The sequence below is a fragment of the Azospirillum sp. UENF 211521 genome, assembly GCF_058780535.1.
In genome coordinates this window covers 205,840-228,044 of sequence record NZ_JBSNCF010000003.1, presented here as the reverse complement: position 1 = coordinate 228,044, position 22,205 = coordinate 205,840, and the positions used below count along the sequence as shown (strand labels likewise).

Sequence of the window (22,205 nt, the reverse complement as noted above, 5' to 3'; positions counted from 1 at the left end):
CCCCTTGCACCTGCGCCCCGTCGAGTCGTCGCGGCTCAAGGAAGCACCCCCATGACGAGAAATGCAATCCTATGGATCACGCTTTGGGTAGATGGTTGAGGACGATGGATTCCCTGGGATAGAAACATCCACCACCCCGACGAACCAGGGACGTTCTCCATGAGTGCGCCAGTTCCTTCCGAAACGCTCCTGGCGAACGCGATGGCTCTGCACCGGACCGGCAACCTTGCCGGCGCCGAACCGCTGTACCGCACCCTCCTGGAACGGCAGCCCGACCATCCCGACGCGCTGCATCTCCTCGGGGTGCTGCGGAGCCAGGCCGGCGATCCGGCGGAGGGAGCTTCCCTGATCGCCGAGGCCATCGCCCGTCGCGGCACTGTCGCCGCCTACCACGCCAACCTCGCGCTTGCATTGAAGGCGCTCGGGTGCTTCGACAAGGCGGAGGCGGCGCTGCGGAGCGCCATCGCCCTAGCCCCGGGAGTGGGCCCGCTCGTCGCGCTGGGGGGCGTGCGGCGGGCCGGCGGCCGCTATGCCGAAGCACTGGCCGTCTACCGCGCCGCCCAGACCATCGATCCGGGTGACGGTGCCGCGCAGGAGGGAATCGCCCATGCCGTCTCTGAACTCGCCAGGATGGATTCCGGCAAGCCGGCCTCGGCCCTGACGGCCTACCGCCGGGCCTTCCGGCTCCGCCCCGCCGCGCCCTATGCGGCTTACAATTTCGCCCTGACGCTTCAGAAGGCCGGGGAAACCGGGGCCGCCATTCCAATTTTCCAGGCGGCGGCGGCCCTCGACCCGGCCGAACCGGCGGTGCTCTCCGGACTCGGGCTGGCCCTGCTCCCGGTGACGCACGGCGACCGGGCCGCCGCGATGCGCGCGCAGGCAATCCTCGCGCGGGTGGCCCGGCTGCGCCCGCGCGACGCGCAAGACCGCTTCCATCTGGCCGAGGCCGCCCAGGCGGCGGGGGATGCCGACAGCGCCGCAACGGCCTACAAGGACACGGCGGCCCTGCGCCCCACGGACTACACGGCGTGGGAGAACGCCGCCCTCCTCGACGCGCGTGGCGACCGTCTTGCCGCCCTCGCCGCCCATGCCGGCGGGCTGATGGCCGCGGCGCGGGCGAAGCATATGTTCTGGAAGGCGCCCGTCTACATCGCCATGCATGTGGCGAACGACCGGATCGCGGCGGGACGACCGGACGCCGCGAAGCTGGCGCTCGACCATTTCCGTCAGGCCGCGGCGGACGAGAACCGGGACCTGCTGCCCTGGATCGATTTCCTGCGCGGCTCGCTGCTCCTGCGCATGCCGGGGGACGAGGCGGCAGGGAACAAGGCGGCAGGCCGGGCCGTGCTGAAGACGCTGGTTCCCGCCCTGCCCTTTCTGCGCCACGTCACGTTCGGCGACGATTTCGACGCCCTCTGCCGGTCGGTTTCGCCAAAGGAACGCGCGGACCACCGGGCGGGCTTCCAGTCGGAACCAGCCGCCGCAGGTGCGGGACCGTTGCTGTTCGCAGCCTGTGACGACCGCTACCTGCGGCTGTTCGCAGCCTCTCTTCTGCTGACGGTGGACGCCTTCTGCGGCGAGGGGCAGCGGGTCCACCTCCACATCGCCGACCCCGGCCCGGACATCGCGGAGGTCGTCTCCAGCCTGCGGGCGCCACTGCGGCGCTGCCGCCTCACCATCAGCACCGAGCGGACGCCGCCGGATCTCGATCCGGCAAGCCGGTGCACCCTCTACACCTGCCTGCGCCTGATGAGGGCGCCGGACGTGCTGGACCTCCACGGGCATCCGCCGCTGGTCATGATCGACATCGACGCTCTGCTGCCGATCGACCCGCGACGCCTCGTCGACGCCATGGCGCCGGAAGAAGAGGCGATGCTCATCCATCGCCCGGACAGCCTGGACTATCTCTACAACACCATCAGCAACGGCCTGATCGTGCTGCGCCCGAGCGATGCCATGCTGGAGGTTCTGGAGCGCACGGCCACCGTCCTCCTGCATTGGCAGCGGCAGCGCAGCATGGCCTATTTCCTCGACCAGATGGCGCTGATCCAGGGGTTCGCGGATGTGGAGCGCCGGCGCGGCGCGGTCGGCATCCTGCCGATCGAGGAACTGGGCCGCCGCCTTGGCGTGTCCAACGTCTTCCTGCCGTTTTTCGACGAGAAGCACCGCGCCGGCTTCACCGACCGGATGTCCGCGCTGACGGACCGCATCCATGAGGAAATGCGGACCGAGGGCCGCTCCGAGGAGGAACGTCGCGCCGCCTTGACCGACTTGGTGCGCCGGCTTCAGGCCGCGACGCACACGCCGCGGTAGAAGGCTCGCTACTCCGCGACCGCTGCGATCCTCCGATCCCCACAAGGCACCTCGCGCACCCGAACGGTGTCGTCCGTCCGGTCGAGCAGCAGCTTGCGGCGGTGGTGCGCCTCCAGTCCGGGGTGGCTGCCGATGGTGATCAGGGTGGCGTCGGGGAACTCGGCGTCGATCAGGCGCAGCATCGCCTCCTCGGTCCGCGGGTCCAGGCTGTCGGTGGAGTCCTCCAGGAAGATCCAGTCGGGACGGTGGACCAGAAGACGGGCGAAGCCCAGCAACTGCTGCTCCGGCACCGCCAGGACCTCGTCCCAGCTGTCGGGCTCGTCCAGCCGCGGCCGCAGATGGCCGAGCCCGACCCGCTCCAGCGCCGCCGTCGCCGCGGCATCGCCCACCGTCTCCACACCCAGGGGATAGCTGAGGGCGGCGCGCAGCGTGTCGTGCGGCAGATAGGGGCGCTCGGCCATGAAGAACACGCGGGAGAGGGCGGGCAGCACGACGCTTCCCCCGCCCCAGGGCCAGACCCGCGCCACCGCCCGGAACAGCCGCACCGCCGCCGCCGGATCGCCGACGATCAGCACACGTTCGCCGGGGCGGATCTCCAGGTCGAAGGGCTCCACCACCCGGCGCCCGTCCGGCTCGGCGATGGACAGACCGCGGAAGCTCAGGCTGTGCCCGCCCTCGCTGCGCTCCACGGTGATGCGTTCCGTCCCCTCCCCGCCGATCTCGCGGTCCAGGCGCTGGAGCGCCTCGTGGAGGCCCAGCACGCGCTCCACCGAGGCCTTCCATTCCGCGGCGCGGGCGAGGTTGTCGATCGGCCAGGACAGCGCGCCGACCGTCTGCTGGAAGGCCTGCGCCGTCTGCATCAGCACGCCGAGCGAGATGGCTCCGGCGATGTAGCTGGGCGACGCGACGAGGATCGGGAAGACGGCCGACAGCACCGAGTAGGCGGCGCTGAAGACCATCATGTTGGACAGGGCGTGTGTCTGGCCGTTCCAGCCCCGCTGCACCCCGCCGAACAGCAGACGCAGCCGGTCGCGCTCCCCCAACTCGCCGTGCAGGAGCGCCACGTCCTGCGCGTTCTCCCGCACGCGGGCGAGGCCGAAGCGGAAGGACGCCTCGTGCCCCTGCCGCCGGTTCACCGCCTTGACCAGCGGCTTTCCCATCAGCAGGGCGATGCTCGTCCCGACCGCCGCGTAGACCAGGGCGATGTAGAGCAGATAGCCCGGCACGTGGAACGTGCTCCCAGCCAGCGTCACCTCCGGCGCCCCGGACAGCCGCCACAGGATGTTGGTGAAGCTGATCAGCAGCAGCGCACAATAGGACAGCGACAGGACGAGGTCGATGGCCGCCTCGGTCGCGATGCGGATGTCCTCGGCGATGCGCCCGTCCGGGTTGTCGTGGTCGCCGGGCAGATAGGTCACCTGATGCTGCCGGCCGCGCGTCAGCCAGTCGCCCAGAAGCTTGTGGGTCAGCCAGGTGCGCCAGCCCAGTTGCAGGCGGCGCTTCACCCGCAGATGCAGGATGGTGTTGGCGATGTTGAACAGGATGATCCCGCCCGCCGCCGCGATCATCAGCAGGAAGCGGTCCATCGAGCGCTGCTCCAGCGCGTCGAACAGGTGTTGGCTCCACAGGTTCAGCAGGATGGGAACGACCACCTGCCCGACCGTCAGCAGCCCCAGCGCACCGGCGAGAAGCCACACGGTCCAGTTCCGGCCGTCCGACTGAGGGCCGGCCGACTGAGGGCCGGCCGACTGGGAACCTCCGGACCAGAAGCCGCCGGCAAGATGGAGGAAACGGCGGGTGAAACCGGATCGGTCCGGCGTCCTGGACGCGATCGACATGGCCCTTCACCCCCTGGGCTTGAAGCAAGACCTCCTTTACCCTAACGAACAGTTTATTACCAACAGCTTGCCCCGCACCGCACCAAAGCTCTGGTGCACCGCCACAAAGTCATAGTTGGTCACGGCGTGGCGGCGACCCCGTCCGCCGCCGCCGGCAGGAGGGGCGGGATGGTCCAGGCGGTGCGGGAATCGATCTCCAGCTCGAAATCGGAAAAGAGGGTGCGCCCGTACAGGCCATGGCCACCGTCCGGGATGTCGGTGAAAAGATGAAGCGCCATCGGCCCCGACCAGGGCGCCGCCAGAACCGCTGCGAGGTCGAGCGGTCGGCGCGGCGCCTCCAGCACCATCCAGCCGCTGGAAGCGAGGATGCCCTCCTCCCGCTCCGCCTCGTCCACCGTCAGCGACGGCGGCGCCACCACCAGCTTGCAGGCGATGGGAGTGCGGCAGCGCGGATCGTCGACCACCGCACGCGCCCGAACCGCCACGGCGCCCGGCACCTCGTCCAGCGGAATGTGGGCCGCGGTGACGACGCCGTGCAGCGGGTGGAGCAGGATGCGCCCGCCACGCAGCAGGCCGAACCAGGGAAAGGTCGCCTCGAACTCGCGCCCCTTGCGCACCTGCGCCAAAACCGGCTGGGTCAGCGGCCAGACCAGATGGTCCGGCGCGGAATGCGGCGCCAGATGCGCCGCAGCACCGTACTCCAACCCCGGCAGCCCGCCCCACAGCCGCAGCGCCAGCATGGCCGGCTGCCCGACGGCGCGGGCCGGCGGCGCGACGGCGTATTCGTCCAGCAGACCGGCCTGGGCCAGCGACAGGCGCGGCGCCTCCGTCACCACCCCGATGGCGCCGATCCGCAGGTCGAGAAGACGATCCATCCGGGTGCAGGCGGCGGGCAGGCGCAACGGCAGCCACCCGGCCCGCAGATCGCCGAAGGACAGCACCCATTCCGCGATGGTCTCGCCGGTCTCGACGCCGGTCAGGGCGACGGCGAGCACCCCGCTTCCCTTCGGCGCCTGATCGATGTGCAGGTCGAGTCCCGCCAGCCCCCGCGCGCCCGCCGGCAGGCGCTGCACGATCTCGGCCGCGCCCGCGGGATTCCGGCCATGGCGCAGCGGCACCGGCAGCGCTCCGACCGGGCGCGGCGTGGCGAAGACCAGCCGCGGCGGGCTGAGGCGCAGGGCGTCGAGAAGTTCCACCGCCTCGGGCGGCAGGCGTACGGAGCGGCCCCATTCCTCGCGCAGGGTGGACAGGGTGCGCTGAAGCCCGGCGTTGCGGCGGTGCAGCCCGTCGATCTCCCCGAAGGCCTGGGCCAACAGACGGTGCAGCAGCGTGGACGCGTCGCCCGTCACCAGCGGCGGCGCGCTGTCCGGCCCGCCGGCCTCCTCCCACCAGCCGAGCAGCCGCTCGGCGTCCCGCCGCGCCGCCTCGTCGCCGCACCACACCGCCCGGACGGCGGACGGCGGGATGGCCAGCGTGCGCAACGCCGCGCCCTCTTCCACCCCGGCGTCCCCGGACAGCAGCAGATGGCCGCCGTCGTGACGGACCAGCCGCAGCACACGAAGAGGAATGCCATCAAGCTCCATCCCACAGCCGACGGCGATGAGCGCCGGCGTGCCGTCGTAGAGGGGGGCGAACTGGGCCGCGGGGGTGGAGAGCTTCATGATGACACCCTTTTCAGGCGGCCGCGGTTGGTTCGGGAAGGCAGGAGGACAGGGGCGCGCAGGCGGCCCATTCGGGATCGGCATCCGGCTCCGCCGCATCCTCCCAGCGCCGCAGCTTGTCGGGCGGGAAACCTAAAGCCTGGCACAGGCGGAAGGTCCGGGCATCGAGGGTCACAATGGTCTGGTAGGCATGCTCGAACGCGGCGCAGCCGTTGACCGCGTCGGCCAGGGACGGCGCGTCCGGGACGGCGGACGCGCCCAGCAGCGCCCAGCCTGTGACGCCGAGCGCGCGCAGACGACCCATCAGCGGGTGCGCCGCGCCATGCCGTACGGTCACCACCAGATCAAAGACCGCCAGCGTGCCGACCGCCCTGTCCTCCTCCACCGCGTCCAAGGGGCGCAGCGGGGTGCCCAGATAGGCGTCGCGATGGGTCAGCGGGCGTTCGGGCATTACCAGGGGCAGCGGGTGGGGGATCACCGACGCGAAGGCCGCCGCCGCGGTCAGGGACAGGGTCCCGCCGCCCAGCGCCACCAGATGCGCGTCATAGCCCCTGCCGGCCAGCCAGCGGGCCAGGCGCGCGGCGGTCTCCAGCGCCCCTGCGTCGGCGGGATCGGCCACCAGCGCGGCCAAACGCCGGTTCCCCGCGGGGGGAAGCAGCGGCAGCACCGAGGGCAGCCGATGCACGGTCTCGTAGACATCCTCCGGCGTGGCGACTCCGGCACGGTAGCGGTCGATCGGCGCCGCCGCCCAGCCGCCGTTGGCCGGCCGCGACCACGCCGCGGCCATCGCCTCGCGCAGTGCGGACAGGGCGGAGTCCGCGCCGGGCGGTGGCTGCACCGCGCCGGGCAACGCCAGGGTGAGGCTCAGCCGGGCCTCGGCGCAGGGCCTCCGGGGGTCTCGCTCCAGCAGGGGAACGCCCGCCGGCTGGCGCCGCACGAGGTCGAGCAGGGCCGCGGTCGGCAGCATCGCCATCGCCGCCCCGCCATCCGGCAAGGGGAACGGCGCGTCCGCCTGCAGCCCCACCGGGGTGCCGGACCAGGACAGCGCGCCGCCGCTTTCCACCGCCCGCGCCGTCACCGCGGCACGCACCAGGGTCGCCTGGGCCGCCGCGCGCTCCAGCAGCCACAGCGTGCCGCGCAGCAGCCGGTGGCGCTTCAGCAATTCGTAAAGGCCCGAGTCCATCACCGCCAGCAGGCCGGGGCACTCCCCATAGCCGGGCCGTTCCGGCGCGCGCAGGGCACGGCGCACAAAGTCGGCAAGCGGCAGGTCTTCCTCCCCCACCTCAGGGTCGGTGACGCAGCGGACGATGGCGCGGTCGGGCAGATGAACGGCGTACCGCCGGCCGACGGCGGCCTCCGCCCGCAGCACGGCCCGGACCGCGAACAGCGCGGGGTGGCGCTTCTGGATGTGGGTCAGGATGGGGCGGTAGTCGCGCTCCGATTCGGTCAGCATGCTCTCGCCGCGGCGGCGGTAGCTGAAACCGGTGCCCGGCACATGGACCCCGTGGAAGCCGCGCTCCAGCCCTTGCAGCCAGAACTCCCAATCCTCGCTGCCCTGGCGCATCGCCTCGTCGAAGCGGGCGCCGCTGTCGAGCAGGCGGCGCGACGCCATGCTGCCCGCCTCGCTGACATTGCGGAACAGATGCTCCAGCGGCGAATAGGCGCCGGACATGTCGCAGAACTCGAAGAAGCCGAACTTGTCGACGTCCGGATAGGCCCAGCCGACCTCCGGTCCGGCCGCCCGCAGCGCGTCCAGCATCCGTTGCAGCAGATGGGGCCGGATGCGATTGTCGGAATCGAGGAAGTAGACGGCCTCCAGCGCCGGAAAGGCGTCCAGGGCGAAGGCGATCCCGCTGTTGCGCGCCGCGCTCAGCCCGGCGTTGCGCTTGCGCAGATGGAAGAGTCGCCCCGGATGCGCCGCGGCGAACTCCCGGCACACCCGTTCCGTTTCCGGAAAGGGGCAGCCGTCGTTGACCACCACCACGGCGTAAGCGAAGTCCGTGTCCTGGGCGAGCGCGGTGGACAACGCCTCGACCAGCAGGCCCGAATGCTTGTGGGTCGGCACGACGATGGCCGCGCGGACGTCGTCGGCGTCACCGGACCCTGAAGCTGAAGCGGTGTGAGTTCCAACGGAATGCATGGGCGAACGCAGCAGTGACACGACACCGTCGATAGCACCGCTTCCGCTTAAGTCCGATGTGACAATTCGGGGACAGGAATGTTTGGGTCCACACACATCCTATGCTTGAACTCGGATGATATGAAAAAGCCAACGCTGAGTACATCGCAGGCTACTTGTTCACGTTCCCCAAAGTCATCTGGGACGTCCCTTCCTCGGACAGATACTTTTGCGCAAAATCCTTGGATTGGCTCGAAAGCACCTTGTCAAAAGTCGCGGAGTTGAATCCCAGATCCTTTAATTTCTGCCCAGCCGCCTGCTCTTTCGACGTTGCAAAGAAACGCTCATCGCCCCCTTTGAGGGTGTAGGCTTTCATGGGCATGCCGATACCAGCCAGTTGATCCCACGAATTCTGCATGTCCTTCAGGTCTTCGCTCAACTTGCTCAGCGCGGCCAAGCGGTCTTGAGGACTCACCCCTGGTGCATGCATGGCGGCGCGCCGGCTCTCCAACTCCGATTCCATACGATCCGAGATGGCCTTCATGCTTTTCTGCCGCGCCTCGCCTTCAGGGGTGCGCCCAGCCTCGGCGTCCTCCCTGGCGGACTGCCAGAACGCCTTCTTGCGCTCCGACTTCAGGGCGGACGACAGCGCGTCGTTGAGTTCGTCCGCCGACAGCGCCCCGCTGGAAACGAGCTTGCCCAGGGAGGTCCGATCCTCCGCAGAGAGATTCGTGAACAGGTCGAGCGCGTCGCCCTTGAGCGCCGACGCCAGATCGCTCAGATCGACCTTGTCGGTCTTGGAGGAGGCGGCCGGTCCGCTCCCGTCCGTGGCGCCGGCCTTCGCAGCGGCGGGTTTCGCCTGCACGGAGGCCGCGGCGGTGGCCTGGAACAAGGATGCCGAAACGTCGGAAATTCCCATGGCTTCCTCCGGTGATCCTGAACGCAAGGCGTGCGATACCGGATCATCTGCAGCCAACATTGTGAATAATAAATTAATATAAAATTCTTAATTTTCTAATGATTAGCTCTCGAACCATCAATGATCCGAAATCTCCGCTCCCCGAAAGAAGAACAGGCCGACGGAGCATCGCTCCGCACAGCCTGCTTTCCTATTCTTCACGCGAGATCAAGCCGCCCGCTCTTTGCCACCTCGCTCAGGAAATGGTAACTGTCCTTGGGCGTGCGGACCAGCGTGTCATAGTCGACGCGGACGATGCCGAACCGCTTCGACAGGCCGAAGGCCCATTCGAAATTGTCCAGCAGGCTCCAGCACAGATAGCCCTTCACGTTGCAGCCATCAGCCAGGGCGCGGCCGACCGACGCCACATGGTCGCGCAGGAAGGCCACACGCTCCGCGTCATGCACCCGCCCGTCCGGTGTCACCACGTCGTCATAGGCCGCACCATTCTCCGCGACGAAGACGGCGGGGTTGCCGTAGTCGCGCTTGAACTCCATCAGCAGGTCGTAGAGCCCATCGGGCTGGACCGGCCAAGCCATGGCGGTCCAACGGTCGCAATGGGCGTCGCCCCACCAAACGTCGAACGGATGCCCCGTCTCGTGCTTCATGGTCATGCGCGAGTAGTAGTTGATGCCCAGCAGGTCGATGGGAAAGCGGATCGCCTCCGCGTCGCCCGGCAGAACGAAGTCCTTCATCCGCTCGGCCATCAGTTCCGGGATCTTGCCGCGCATCACGCCGTCCAGGGCCACGCGGTTCCACACCGCGTCCCAGCGGGCCGCCGCCGCGACGTCCTCTGGCCGGTCGCTCTCGGCCCGGCAGGGCTGGATGTTGATGACGGTGCCGAGCGTCAGGCCCGCATGCTCGGCAGCGATGGCGCGGAGCGCCGCGCCCTGCGCCAGATTCTGGTGATGCAGGGCGCGCAGGATGCCGGCCTCGCCCAGCTTGTGGCCGGGCGCGTGCTCCCCGGTGCCGTAGCCGTGGGTGGCGACCACGTTCGGCTCGTTCAGCATCATCCAGTCCTTCACCCGGTCGGCCAGTCGGGCGGCGACGATGCGGGCGTAGTCGGCGAAGGGGCCGACGATCTCCCGGCCCTGCCAGCCCCCGTGGTCTTCCAGAGTTTGCGGCAGGTCCCAATGGTAGAGGCAGGCCATCGGCCGGATGCCGGCGGCCAGCAGCCCGTCCACCAGCCGGTCGTAGAAGTCGAGTCCCGCCGCGTTCACCGCCCCCGTCCCGCTCGGCAGGATGCGCGGCCAGGCGACGGAGAAGCGGTAGGCGTTGAACCCCGCGTCCTTCATCAGCGCGATGTCTTCCGCCCAACGATGGTAGTGGTCGCAGGCGATGGCGGCGCTGCTGCCGTCCTGGATGCGCCCGGCGTCGGTGAAGCTATCCCACACGCAGGGACCGCGCCCGTCCTCATGAATCGCCCCCTCGATCTGATAGGCCGCGGTTGACGCCCCCCACAGGAAGTCCTTGGGAAAGGTGAAGAGTGCCATGACGGGGACTCCCTTGAAGTGATTATGCTGCTGGTGCACTGTCGCGAGCGCGAAAATCATGTTGCACAAGCGAAGAGATCACCACACTTATTCTGACCATCCGGTATAGTCTCTCTGTCTTAACAAGTGTATGCTTCACCAAAGGCGGCTGCCCTGACAAATCAGCACAGCAGCATTCCCGCCGGCGGGAGGCATCCCATGGCCGTTACCACTCGCAAAACCACCAAGATCGTCTTCCTGGGCGCCGGCAGCGCGGCCTTCGGGCTCAGCATGTACCGCGACCTCTTCACCACGACGGAGCTTGCGGGCAGCACCCTGACTCTGGTGGACACGAATCCGGCGGCGCTCGACCGCATGACGGCGCTCGCCCGGTTGCTGAACGCCAAGGGCGCCGCCGGCCTGATCATCGAACAGACCACCGACCGCCGCGCCGCCCTGGACGGTGCCGAGTTCGTCGTCAACTCCGTCGCCATCGACCGCAACCGCCTGTGGAAGCTCGATTTCGAGGTGCCGAAGAAGCACGGCATCCGCCACACGCTGGGCGAGAACGGCGGCCCCGGCGGCCTGTTCTTCACGTTGCGCACCCTGCCCCTGATCTTCGACTTCGCCCGCGACATCGAGGAACTGTGCCCGGGCGCCCAGTTCATCAACCTGTCGAATCCGGAAAGCCGTGTCGTCCTCGGCCTCGGCAAGTACACGAAGGTCAAGACGCTGGGGCTGTGCCACGGCATCTTCCTGGCGCGCTGGTTCATCTGCCAGATCCTCGGCATGGCCGAGAAGGAGGTGGAGGTCTGGGGGGCCGGGCTGAACCACTTCCAATGGCTGATGCACATCCGCGACAGGGCGAGCGGACGCGACCTCTACCCGCTGCTGCGCGAGCGGGAGAAGACCCACGACCCGTCCTTCACACCGCTGACCCGCCGCCTGTTCACCAGCTTCGGCCTGTGGCCGACCTGCAGCGACGATCATATGGGCGAATACCTCCCCTACGGCTGGGAAGGCGGGGAGCATGGATTCGACTTCGCGGAGGACGAGCGCGGGCGCGGCATCCTCAACGCGCTGATGGACGGGACGATCGCCGGGACGACGCCGGTGCCCGATGACTGGACGCAGCCATCCTGGGGCGAGCGGGCGGTGCAGGTCATCGCCGGGGTGCTGCACAACCAAAAACGCTTCATTGAATCGGGGATCGTCTACAACCAGGGTGCCATCCCCAACCTGCCGCCCGATCTGGCGGTGGAGGTGCCGCTGCTGGCCGACGCGGCGGGCGTCCACCCGGTCTCGCTCGGCCCCCTGCCCGACCCGATCGCCAAATTGCTGCACGTCCAGGCGAGCGTGCAGCAACTGTCCGTCGAGGCGGCGGTCCACGCCTCGAAAGACTTGGCGCTCCAGGCTCTGCTGATCGACCCGGTGGTGAATTCCACCGACGCCGCCGTGAAGATCCTGGATGAACTGTGGGAGGCGAACCGGCCCTACATCCGCGCCTGTGTGTAGGAACGCGCAGGGCCGGTGCGGGTCAATGGGCCGGTTCGGTGTCCGACGCGGCCGGCTTGCGGCGACCGCGCGGGGCGACCGGCTTCACCGTTTCCGCCTTCACGGGTTCCGCCTTCACGGCCTTGGCACGGGGCGCCTTCGCCGCCTTCGGGGCCTCCGGAACCGGCACCGCGACCGGGGTTTCGGCGGAGGATTCGTTTGCCGCGACCGGTTCGGCCTTGGCCTTGCGGGCGCGCGGCGTCTTCGGCGCGACGGCCTCCTCGACGACATCGACCACGGCGTTCAAGCCGACGCCCAGCAGTTCGGTCGCCGCCGTCTTGGTCCGGCGGACCGCCTTCTTCACGGCGCCCTTGGCGGCGTCCTTGACGGCCGCGACCATGGCGACCGGCTCCGCCGTGGTCACCGTGCGATCCTCGGCTTCGATCTCGGCGCAGGCTTGCGCCCAATGCTGTTCCCCCCGTCCCTCCGGTCGCCCGTCGCGCTCCCAGATTTCATAGGCGCGGTGGCGGATGCGGTCCTCACGATCGCCTTGCATTCTTCCGTCTCCAAATGGGCTTGGTCCAAGTGGGCATGGCCGCAGAAACATCGACGCTCAAGGAAAACGGCGTCCTGCGCCCGTGGGTTCCCGTTTTAGTGCCCGGTTTATGTGACGATAAACGTACACAAAGAAAGCGTGCCTTAGTTCATAGGAAATTCATAGGCCCATTGCTTGTCCCGCCTCGACAGACAGCGGACGGTGATAGACCATGCGTCGGTGGCGCGCACCCGCACCGGCGCTGGGTTGGCTTGCGGTCCGCATAGAACCCTTCGCCGGGTTGTAGCGGAGCGGCCGGCCCCAGTAACTTCGGGTGAAACGTCTTGGCAGGGGGCCGTTTGCGGCCCAGAGCCGTCACGGAAGGCAAAGAGTTCAGCGCATGTCCCTTGATCCCTTGCTTCAAGCCAACCGTATCCTGACCGAAGCCATCAGCAATTACCTCCAATCCTCCAACGAGCTTGCCGCGGCGGCGGAGCGGGCAACGGCGGCCAGCGCCGGGCGCGACGCGACCACCCGGCGGCTGGCCTTCCAGGAGTTGTCGGAGCGCGGAAACCAGGCGCGCTTCGCCAAGAAGCACCTGACCGACACGGTGCGCCGCCTGCGGGCCACCCTGCCGCCGGCCCAGATCGAGGCGGTGGCGGCGAAGCTGGACGGGCGCGAGAGCGCGGAGAGCGCGCTGACGCTGGTGCGCACGATCCTCACCGAGAGGGCCTGGTCGGCGGCCTGACCGCTCCTCCGTTCTCCCGGAGACGGTCCGCCTTGAGCGATCCCGCGTTGCGACCGGTTGAGCGGCGCTCCCGCTGGCGGAGCGCCGCTCAACCGGTGTTTGCCGTTGGCCGCTATGCCCGCGTAATCCGGACGACTCATTTGACATCGTTGGATGCAGGCCCCAGTGTCTGACTGCTAAAGATTATCACAAGCGTGGGGCCGGCGCCGCCGTCCCGCAGAATGGATCGCAAGGGTGCAGGACGTCTCCAAGGCGATGATCGCCCGCTTGGTCGGTTTCGACACGGTTTCGCGCCGCTCCAACATGGCGCTGATCGACTGGGTTCGGGATTATCTCGCCGGGCATGGCGTGGAGAGCCGGCTCGTGCCCAGCCCGGACGGCGCCAAGGCGAACCTGTTCGCCACCATCGGCCCGATGACCGAGGGCGGCGTGGTGCTGTCGGCCCACACCGACGTCGTCCCGGTGGACGGGCAGCCCTGGGACACCGATCCCTTCACCCTGGTCGAGCGCGACGGCCGCCTCTACGGGCGCGGCACCGCCGACATGAAGAGTTTCCCCGCCGTGGCGCTCGCCCTGCTGCCGGAGTTCCTGGCGGCCGGGCTGAAGCGGCCGCTGCATCTGGCGCTGTCCTACGACGAGGAGGTCGGCTGCATCGGCGCGCCGGCCATGATCGCCCGCATCGCCGATGAGTTGCCGCGCCCCAGCGCCGTCATCGTCGGCGAACCGACCTCGATGGGGGTCGTGCTGGCCCACAAGGGCTGCTACGTGCTGCGCACCACGGTCACCGGGCACGAGGTCCATTCGTCCCAGATCGACCGCGGGGTCAGCGCCGTGATGACCGCGGCGCGGCTCGTCAATCTCGTGGGTGACATGGCGGCGGAGAACGCCGCCGCCGCGGACCGCGCCTGCGGCTTCGACCCGCCCTTCACCACGTTGCAGGTCGGCACCATCGAGGGCGGCACGGCGGCCAACATAACCGCACGCCACTGTTCCTTCGTCTGGGACATCCGTCCGCTGCCCGGCGACGACTGGACGCGCTACCGCGACCGCTTCGAAGCGGAATGCGAGCGGCTGCGCGCCGCCATGCGGCGGATCAGCCCGGATTGCGACATCCGCACCGAGCAGCTCGCCGGGGTCCCCGGGCTGGCGCCGGAGCCGGACGGGCCGGCCGCCCAACTCTGTCACGCCCTGACCGGGCGCAACGACACCGGCATGGTCTCCTTCGCGGCGGAGGCCGGGCAGTTCCAGGAGGCCGGCCTGTCCACCGTGCTCTGCGGACCGGGCTCCATCGATCAGGCGCATCAGCCCAACGAATACATCGACACCGCCCAGGTGACGGCCTGCGAAGGCTTCCTCCGGGATCTCGTCCGCCGGCTGGCCGCCTGACCCGCAACGGGGTGCGGCGGAGCGTCACGCCGGATCACAATACAGACGGCCTTTTTATTCAGACCGCGATCAATGGAAGGAACCAATTGTTGGATCGACGGCGCCTTGTTGCTGAATCGCCTAGAGCACTCCCAATTTGGCCTATGCCGTCGACGGGGGAGACTTTGACGGCGTTCCTGTCGCACTGTGCCCGGGGGCGCCGGTGCCGCGGCGCGTCCATGGAAACGGGAGCGCCGGTGCATGGTTGATCTGAGCGACCTTGAGCGCGACGCGCTGACCGAGCTGGTGAACATGGGCGTCGGCCGTGCCGCGACCAACCTCAGCCGCATGGTCGCCGATCAGGTCCTGCTGTCCGTTCCCTCCATCGAGATCGTCAGCCGCAACGACGCCGCCGGCCTTCTGGCCGCGCGCGAGAAGATGAGCCTCGTCGCGGTCGAGCAGCGTTTCGACGGGTCCTTTTCCGGCCGCGCCCTGTTGATCTTCCCCGAGACCAACAGTCTGGAACTGGCCCGCGCCGTCCTCGGCAGCGAGCTGAGCCTGGAGGAGATCGTCGATCTCGAGCAGGACGCGCTGGCGGAGATCGGCAACATCATCCTCAACGGCTGCCTGGTCGTGATGGCCAACACGTTGAAGGACAATCTGGACATCTCGCTGCCCAGCGTGTTGCGCGGTGACAGCGACCGCATCTTCCAAAGCAACGGGCCGAACCCCGACGAGCTGGTGATGTTCCTCTACATCGACTTCCTGATCCGCAGCCGGAGCATCCGCGGCTACATCGCGTTGCTCATGGGCCTGTCGTCTCTGGAGTCGCTGAAGGGACTGATCCATGGATTCATCGACCGCATCGCCTCCGGAACGCCCGATGGAACCGACCGAGTTTAAGCGCATGCCCTGGCTGGATGGCCTTCTCGACGCGATGGACGCCGGCATCGTGGTGCTGGATCGCCATGGCCGCGTCCAGTACTGGAACCGCTGGATGGAAAGGGCGTCCGGCACCGCCGAGCCCGACATCCACGGGCGGGAGCTGGTGGAGGCCCTGCCGTCGCTGCGCGACACCCGGCTGCACAACGCAGTGCGCGACGTGCTGGAAACCGGAGCGCCCAGCGTCCTGTCCCACACACTGAATCCAGTGCTGTTCCCGCTGCGCTGTCCCGACGGGCGGCGGATGGTTCACAACGTGCTGATCCGCCCCTTCACCGTCGCCAACGCCTCCTACTGCCTGATCCAGGTGACCGACGTCACCGCCGTGGTCAACCGCGAGCGGGTGCTGCGCGAACAGCGCGACGCGCGCTACCGCGCCATCGTGGACACCGCCCCCGACGCCATCGTCACCACCGACACGCGCGGCGTCGTGCAATGGGCCAACGGGGCCGCGGCCCTGCAGTTCGGCTTTCCCCCCAACGAACTGATCGGCCAGCATGTCAGCCTGTTCCTCGCCGAAGGCTCCCCCGACTGGTCCGGCCTGCTGGAGCGCGACCCGGCCGGGCGCCCGGCCCCGGTGGAATTGATCGGGCGCAAGCGCGACGGCACCCGCATCGACCTGGAGGTCTCGCTGGCCCGCTGGGAATCGGAGGGGCGGAGCTTCATCACCGGCGTCCTGCGCGACATCACCGAACGCCGCCGCACCCGCGAGGAGCTGAAGGCCAACGCGCTCGCCATGCGCCAGCTCGCCGAGCAGACCAAGGCCACGCTCGACGCGCTGCCGGCGCACATCGCCGTCCTCGACCACGGCGGACACATCATCTCGGTCAACAAGGCCTGGTCGGAAAGCGGGCCGCAGGCCGGCTTCCTCGGCGACGGATCGGCCATCGGCGACGATTATCTGGAGGCCTGCGCCGCCACCCGCAGCGGGGCGGAGCACGCCGACGCGCTGATCGAGGGGCTGCGCGGCCTGCTGCGCGGCGGGTCACCGGTGTCCATCGAATATCCCGGCCTGTCCGACGCCGGGCCGCGCTGGTACCGCTGCCTCGCCGCACCGATGGCCGCCGGGCCCTTCGGCGGCGCCGTGCTGATGCACATCGACGTCACCGAGATCAAGTCCATGGAGGCGGCGCTGCGCAAGCTGGTGGGGCAGAAGTCCACGCTGCTGCGCGAAGTGAACCACCGGGTGAAGAACAGCCTGCAGCTCGTCTCCAGCCTGCTGACGCTGCAGACTATGAGTCTGCCGGGCGCCGCCGAGCGGGTTCATTTCCAGGACGCCCGCAGCCGCATCGACGCCATCGCGCGGGTGCACAGCCGGCTCTACCAGACCGAACAGTTCCAGACCATCGAGTTCGGCAGCTACCTGAACGAGCTGTGCGCCGACCTGTCCCGCGCGTCGGGCGGCGACACTCTGGGCTCCATCGAGGTGCGGGCCGAGCGCGTCGACCTGCCCATCGATCAGGCGGCACCGCTGGGGCTGATCGCCAACGAACTGATCACCAACGCCATCAAACATCGCGGGTCCTCGCCCGCCAACGTGCTGGTGTCGCTCGACCGAACCGATGACTTGCTGGCGCTGACCGTGACCGACCAGGGACCCGGCCTGCCCGCCGGGTTCGACATGCGGCGGTCGCGGAGCCTCGGCATGCGGCTGGTCACCAGCCTGACCGGTCAGGTCGGGGCGACGGTCACGCTGATGCCGGTGGAACGGGGCGCCTCCTTCCGCATCGCGCTGACCATGCCGGAAACGCGCGGCCCCATCCTGGAAGACAGCGCTGCGGAGTGGAACGGATGAAGATCCTTCTCGTCGAGGACGAGGTCCTCATCGCCATGGAGCAGAGCTTCTATCTGGAATCCGCCGGGCACGAGGTGCACGGGCCGGCCTCCACCAGCGAAAAGGCGCTGGTCCTGGCGCAGGAGGTCAAGCCGGACTTGGCCTTGGTGGACATCCATCTCGCCCAGGGCTCCAGCGGAATCGACGCGGCCCGCCGGATGACCGCGCTGGGCATCCCCTGCCTGTTCGTCACCTCCTACCGCGAGGAGGTGGAGCCGACGCGCGAATACGGGGTGGGCTGCCTGCCCAAGCCCTTTTCGCAAACCTCGCTGGTCTCGGCGGTCGAGGTGGTCAGCGCCATCCTGGCCGGGCGGACGCCCACCAAGGTTCCCGACACGATGGAGCTGTTCTCCTAAAGCGAACTTCCGTTCGCTTTAGACTCAGATCGCCTCATTCGCCGGCGGGCTCCGGTCGCATGTGCGACCGGGACCGCCGCCGCGGTCCAAAGCGGATTGCAATCCGCTTTAAGCGCCGTCCGCCACCGGCGCGGGAGGCGAAAGCGGTTCACGCGCTACCGCTTGCCCAGCACCGGCATCACCCAGCCCTTCAGGAAGGCGTCCTCCGGCGGCACCGCGACCGGCTTCCCGTCCGCCAGCAGCACCTGCAGCAAGGCGGTGTGCAGAGCGGTGCAGCCGCCGAGGTCCAGCCGGGGGGCCTCCACGGCACACAGCCATTCGGCCAGCGGGATCGCCTCCTCCACCGTGCAGGCGCCTTCGAAACGGGCGGTACGGTCCTCGAAACGGATGGGCATCACAGCAGCTCCCGCAGGTTGAGGGCGAGCAGAAGCCGCCCGTCGCCGAGCACCGCCGTGCCGGCGTAGCCGCGCAGCCGGGCGAGCAACCCGGTCATCGGCTTCAGAACCACCTCGGCGCGTTCGCGGAAGGCGTCCACGACCAGCGCCACCGGCTGCCCGCCGAGGTCCACCAGAAGCACCGCCTCACCGCGGCGCTCCCGCTCGTCCTCCGGCAGGTTGAGCAGGCGGCGCAGCCGCAGCAACGGAACCACCGCGTCCTGCACGACGACGCTCTCCGCGTGCTTCATCCGGCGGATCGCGCCGTGGGGAACGCGCTGCATGCCGGTGACCAGCGTGACCGGAAAGCCGTAGAGCGCGCCAGCCGTCTCCACCGTCACCAGCCGGGTGACCATCATCGTCAGCGGCAGGACGAGGCGGAAACGCGTCCCGACGCCGGGGGTCGAGGCGACCTCCACCCGTCCGCCCGCCTGCTCCACCGCGCCGCGCACGGCGTCCATCCCCACCCCGCGGCCCGACAGGTCCGACACCGTGGCCGAGGTGCTGAGCCCCGGCAGGAAGATCAGGCGCAAAGCCTCGGATTCGGTCAGGGCCGCCGCCTGCTCCGCCGTCAGGGCGCCCGCCGCCACCGCCTTGCGGCGCACCGCCTCCGCGTCGATGCCCGCCCCATCGTCGGAGACCTCCACCACCACACCGCCGCTGTCCTGGAAGGCCTGGACGCGAATCGCCGCCACCTCCGGCTTGCCGGCGGCGCGGCGGCGCTCCGGCGGTTCGACGCCATGGTCCAGGGCGTTGCGGACGAGGTGCAGCAGCGGTTCGCCCAGGATGTCGAGGATGTCCTTGTCCGCCTCCGTCTCGCCGCCGGAAAGATGCAGCTCGACCGGCTTGCCGAGCCGCCGCGCGGTGTCGCGGACCAGCCGGGGCAGCGGATCGAAGACGCGCGACAGCGGCAGCAGGCGCAAGCGCAGCACCGCGTCCTGCAGGTCGCCGACGATGGAGTCGATGCGGCCGTGAGCCTCCTTGATGCCCTGGGCCAGCGCGTCGGCGCTGCGTCCCTCCTGCGCCTCGCGGGCGAGATAGGGCAGGCTTCCCTTGGCGACGACCAGTTCGGCGACCAGCGCCATCAGCCGGTCCATGCGCTCCGCGTCCACCCGCAACCCCCGCCGCGCCGGGCCTGCCGGAATCGCGGGCGTCGCCGCCGCCGGGCCATCCGCCAGGGATTCAAGGCAGCGGATGAGCGCGGGCGTCGGGCCTTCTGCAGCGCGGTCCAGCGCCGCTCCCTCGGTGTTCCGCCCCTCGGCGGCCAGGATGTTGCGCGCAGCCCGCAGCACCGCCGCCCGGCGGGACGCGGTCTCCTCGTCGCTGCCGGGCAGGCCGAGGATGCGCGCCTGTTCCCGCAGCAGGGCCGTCGCGAGGCTGGCTGGCGCGAGGCTGGCTGGCGCGGCGGGGGGCGCGGTCTCGGCAGTCGGGGAAGGAATGGCGACGGTGGCGAGCGCCACCTGATCGGGAACGCCACGGAACAGACGCGTCAGCTCGTCCTTCGGCGCGCCGCTGAGCGCGCGGAAACGCAGGGCGCAGCGGTAGGGATCGAGGTCGGTCAGCGGCGGCCAAGCCCCGGCGGACTCGATGCGCAGCAGCAGCAGATCGGGGATGCGGCGGCACAGGTCGAGCGGATCGTCCCCGGCGAAGAAGCAGTCCTCCGCCGGGTCGTAGGCGATGGCGGTGACGGTGCGCCCGGCGGCCTTGGCCCGGTCGGCCTCCGGCAGCTCGTCCACCCAGGCGAAGCCGGCGGGCGTGCCGCCGTCCGCGGCCTCCGCCGGCCCGCCGAGGGCGGCGCGCAGCCCAACCTCCTGCGCCCGCGCGCGCGCGTCGGCATCGTCGGGAAGCGATTGGCTGAGTTCCAGGCCGTCGACCCACGCGGCGCTGGTGTCGAGCAACTCAAGAAGCCGGTCGGCCAGATCGCCGGTCATGGCGGCGCGCCCGTCGCGCACGGCCATCAGCGCGTCCTCGCCGGCATGGACCATGCGGGTGAAGGGCGCCATGTCGAACAGGCCGGTCGCGCCCTTCAGCGTGTGCAGCGCGCGGAACAGGTCGTTGACCGCGGCCTTGTCGGCCGGGTCGCGCTCCAGCCGCAGCAGCGCGGCGCCCGCCGCCTCCAGCAACTCGCGCGATTCGAGGACGAACTGCTCGAACAGCGCGCTCATGACCGTGCCTCCCGGCCGGTCAGCAGGCGGGCGGCGGCGGTGAGGTCGGCGGGGCGCACCGGCTTCACGAAGTACCAGTTGGCCCCGGCGAGCAGCGCCTTCTCGCGGTCGCTGTCCTTGGATTCGGTGCTGATCATGATCGCCGGCACGTCGCGCAGGGTGTGCTCCTGCCGCAGGCGGCGCAGCATGGTGTAGCCGTCCATCTTCTGCATGTTGATGTCCACGATCAGCAGGTCCGGCGTGGAGGCCAGCGCGTGCTCCAGCCCGTCGATCCCGTTCACCGCCTCGTCGACCCGAAAGCCGTCGGACTCCAGAACCTGCCGGGTGTAGGCCCGCACGGTCACGGCGTCGTCGACCACGAGGACGCGGGGTTGTGGGGCGCGGGGCTGGGGATTGGGTCGGTCGGTCACCGCACGGCCTCCTTAACTCTGGGGCTTCTGATAGAGGATGGCGTCGGGGAACCGGCGCGGCACGAACAGGGAGGACATCCGGCTCATGCTTTCCGAATGGCCGAGGCAGATGAACCCGTTGGGCGACAGCGCGTCGTAGAACATCGACGCCGCCTCGCGCCGCCCCAGATCGTCGAAATAGATCAGCAGATTGCGGCAGAAGATGACGTCCATGCCACGGAAATTCGCCATTTGCCGCGGATCGGCGATGTTCACCAGCGAGAAGTCGATGGAGTCCCGCAACTCCTCCATGATCTGCCAGCTCTGGTCGTCGAGACGGGTGAAGTATTTGGCGACGAGGTCGCGCGGCAACGCCTGGAGCGATCGCTCCTCGTAGATTCCCTCCTGCGCGCGGGCCAGCACCTGGCTGTCGATGTCGGAGGCGTAAAGCTCGATCTCGAAATCATCCACCCGGCTCCACCGCTCCAGCAGCGTGATGGCGATGGAATAGGGTTCCTCGCCGGTGGCACAGCCGGCCGACCAGATGCGCACCCGGCTGCCCGGCGGGCGCCCGAGCACCACCTCGTCCAGCGCGGCGTTCACCAGGCAATCGAGCTGGTACAGTTCGCGGAAGAAATAGGTCTCGTTCACCGTCATCCGGTTGACGAGAAGCTGCAGTTCCTCGCCCGACGCCTGGAAGCGCAGCAGGTTCAGATACTGGCGGAAATGCTCGGCGCCGACCGCCGCCATCCGCTCCGACACGCGGCGGTCGACGAAGTAGCGCTTGGCCTCGGTGAAGGACAGGCCGGTGCGTTCCCGCAAGAACCGGCAGAAGACGTCGTAATCCGCGGCGCTCAAGCCGGCGGTGTCCCCCTTGTCCGAAGGCCCCTTGTCCGAACGCCCATTGTCCGAAGGCAGGCTCATTCAGGCTCCGGAAAACAGGCGGCGGGCCGCGTCGACGGAAAAGGCGACGAAGGGATCGTCCGGAAAGCGCCCGGCCAGCCGCTCGACGACCGGCAGGGCCGCGGGATCGCCGCTCTCCATCAACGCCTCCACCGCGGACAGGCAGACATTCACATGCGGATCACGGTCGATCACCCCGGCCAGCCGGTCCAGCCGGTCCGGATGGGGCAGCTTGCCCACGAGCTGGGCCGCGAAGATGCGCAGGTCCGAATCCGCGGCGGTCAGCAGCGGGGCGACCTCCGGCATCACCACGGCGGCGGGCATCTGCTGGAGGCTCTCGATCACGCCGTTGCGCAGCCCGACGTCCTCGCTCGCCAGATGGGGAACCAGCGCCGCCGCGGCCGCCACGGAGCCAATGCGGACCAGCGCGGTGAGGAGGGTTTCACGGACGCTCGCATCGGCCTCGCGCGCCAGCCGCGCGGACAGGGCGGGCACGGCGTCGGGACGCTCGCCGAGGACATGGGCGGCCTGACGCCGCCGGGCCGGATCGGCATCCTCCAGCCACGCCAGCGGATCGCCACCTTCGGTGGCGCCCGCCGGCTTCGCTCCGTCGAACTTCCGGGCCTTCACCAGAGCCATGCCACCGCCTCCACACCTGTCGCGTTCATCCCATCACCCG

18 protein-coding genes are annotated in these 22,205 nt (G+C 69.3%); 7 read left to right on the top strand and 11 right to left on the bottom strand.

Going from position 1 to position 22,205, the window contains the following annotated elements:
- The first annotated feature begins 159 nt into the window (after positions 1–159).
- Positions 160–2,313 carry a tetratricopeptide repeat protein gene (locus ACWPN5_RS25845; RefSeq protein WP_492298218.1) on the top strand — a complete coding sequence of 718 codons (2,154 nt, stop codon included), beginning with the start codon at positions 160–162 and terminating at the stop codon, positions 2,311–2,313.
- An 8-nt stretch (positions 2,314–2,321) separates the two neighbouring features.
- Here the strand turns inward: ACWPN5_RS25845 and ACWPN5_RS25840 are convergent, their stop codons facing one another.
- The 5 genes from ACWPN5_RS25840 to ACWPN5_RS25820 form a co-directional block, all read right to left on the bottom strand.
- Positions 2,322–4,010: an ABC transporter ATP-binding protein/permease gene (locus ACWPN5_RS25840; protein ID WP_492298216.1), complete on the bottom strand. Its 1,689-nt coding sequence runs from the start codon at positions 4,008–4,010 to the stop codon at positions 2,322–2,324.
- A gap of 260 nt (positions 4,011–4,270) precedes the next feature.
- The gene (locus ACWPN5_RS25835; protein ID WP_492298214.1) at positions 4,271–5,812 is read right to left on the bottom strand and encodes a DUF6212 domain-containing protein; all 1,542 of its coding nucleotides are present in this window, start codon (positions 5,810–5,812) and stop codon (positions 4,271–4,273) included.
- Between the two features lie 13 nt (positions 5,813–5,825).
- A complete protein-coding gene (locus tag ACWPN5_RS25830) occupies positions 5,826–7,973 on the bottom strand; it encodes a glycosyltransferase family 2 protein (RefSeq protein ID WP_492298213.1) in 2,148 nt (715 codons plus the stop codon).
- A 130-nt stretch (positions 7,974–8,103) separates the two neighbouring features.
- Positions 8,104–8,850 (bottom strand): hypothetical protein, encoded by a 747-nt coding sequence (locus ACWPN5_RS25825; protein WP_492298211.1) that lies wholly within the window; start codon positions 8,848–8,850, stop codon positions 8,104–8,106.
- Positions 8,851–9,047: 197 nt separating this feature from the next.
- Positions 9,048–10,382, bottom strand: a complete 1,335-nt coding sequence (locus ACWPN5_RS25820; RefSeq protein ID WP_492298209.1) for a GH1 family beta-glucosidase — start codon at positions 10,380–10,382, stop codon at positions 9,048–9,050.
- Positions 10,383–10,580: 198 nt separating this feature from the next.
- Between ACWPN5_RS25820 and ACWPN5_RS25815 the strand changes: the two genes are divergently transcribed.
- Positions 10,581–11,876: a family 4 glycosyl hydrolase gene (locus ACWPN5_RS25815; RefSeq protein ID WP_492298207.1), complete on the top strand. Its 1,296-nt coding sequence runs from the start codon at positions 10,581–10,583 to the stop codon at positions 11,874–11,876.
- Positions 11,877–11,898: 22 nt separating this feature from the next.
- On the opposite strand, the gene ACWPN5_RS25810 is transcribed toward ACWPN5_RS25815, so the two are convergent.
- The gene (locus tag ACWPN5_RS25810; RefSeq protein ID WP_145687720.1) at positions 11,899–12,411 is read right to left on the bottom strand and encodes a DUF2934 domain-containing protein; all 513 of its coding nucleotides are present in this window, start codon (positions 12,409–12,411) and stop codon (positions 11,899–11,901) included.
- A 379-nt stretch (positions 12,412–12,790) separates the two neighbouring features.
- Here ACWPN5_RS25810 and ACWPN5_RS25805 point away from each other — a divergent pair, with 379 nt between their 5' ends.
- The 5 genes from ACWPN5_RS25805 (at position 12,791) to ACWPN5_RS25785 (ending at position 17,635) form a co-directional block, all read left to right on the top strand.
- A complete protein-coding gene (locus tag ACWPN5_RS25805; RefSeq protein ID WP_145673325.1) occupies positions 12,791–13,138 on the top strand; it encodes a hypothetical protein in 348 nt (115 codons plus the stop codon).
- Between the two features lie 234 nt (positions 13,139–13,372).
- Positions 13,373–14,524 (top strand): acetylornithine deacetylase, encoded by a 1,152-nt coding sequence (gene argE, locus ACWPN5_RS25800; RefSeq protein ID WP_200477897.1) that lies wholly within the window; start codon positions 13,373–13,375, stop codon positions 14,522–14,524.
- 240 nt (positions 14,525–14,764) lie between these two features.
- Positions 14,765–15,406, top strand: coding sequence for a chemotaxis protein CheC (locus ACWPN5_RS25795; protein ID WP_014242550.1), 642 nt, complete (start codon positions 14,765–14,767; stop codon positions 15,404–15,406).
- Positions 15,407–15,410: 4 nt separating this feature from the next.
- Positions 15,411–17,240, top strand: coding sequence for a sensor histidine kinase (locus ACWPN5_RS25790; RefSeq protein ID WP_492298205.1), 1,830 nt, complete (start codon positions 15,411–15,413; stop codon positions 17,238–17,240).
- Positions 17,237–17,635, top strand: a complete 399-nt coding sequence (locus ACWPN5_RS25785; RefSeq protein WP_014242548.1) for a response regulator — start codon at positions 17,237–17,239, stop codon at positions 17,633–17,635. Before ACWPN5_RS25790 ends, ACWPN5_RS25785 begins: the two co-directional genes overlap by 4 nt.
- Positions 17,636–17,790: 155 nt before the next feature.
- Here ACWPN5_RS25785 and ACWPN5_RS25780 read toward each other — a convergent pair whose 3' ends face one another.
- Genes ACWPN5_RS25780 through ACWPN5_RS25760 form a run of 5 tightly spaced genes read right to left on the bottom strand, consistent with a single transcriptional unit; the run spans position 17,791 to position 22,165 of the window.
- Positions 17,791–18,030 (bottom strand): hypothetical protein, encoded by a 240-nt coding sequence (locus ACWPN5_RS25780; RefSeq protein WP_145687724.1) that lies wholly within the window; start codon positions 18,028–18,030, stop codon positions 17,791–17,793.
- A complete protein-coding gene (locus ACWPN5_RS25775) occupies positions 18,030–20,234 on the bottom strand; it encodes a chemotaxis protein CheA (RefSeq protein WP_145687727.1) in 2,205 nt (734 codons plus the stop codon). The genes ACWPN5_RS25780 and ACWPN5_RS25775 overlap by 1 nt, the downstream gene beginning before the upstream one ends.
- Positions 20,231–20,644: a response regulator gene (locus ACWPN5_RS25770; protein WP_492298203.1), complete on the bottom strand. Its 414-nt coding sequence runs from the start codon at positions 20,642–20,644 to the stop codon at positions 20,231–20,233. Before ACWPN5_RS25770 ends, ACWPN5_RS25775 begins: the two co-directional genes overlap by 4 nt.
- Before the next feature lie 12 nt (positions 20,645–20,656).
- Positions 20,657–21,547, bottom strand: a complete 891-nt coding sequence (locus ACWPN5_RS25765) for a CheR family methyltransferase (RefSeq protein WP_492298202.1) — start codon at positions 21,545–21,547, stop codon at positions 20,657–20,659.
- Positions 21,548–22,165 carry a HEAT repeat domain-containing protein gene (locus ACWPN5_RS25760; RefSeq protein WP_492298201.1) on the bottom strand — a complete coding sequence of 206 codons (618 nt, stop codon included), beginning with the start codon at positions 22,163–22,165 and terminating at the stop codon, positions 21,548–21,550.
- Between the last annotated feature and the right edge of the window lie 40 nt (positions 22,166–22,205).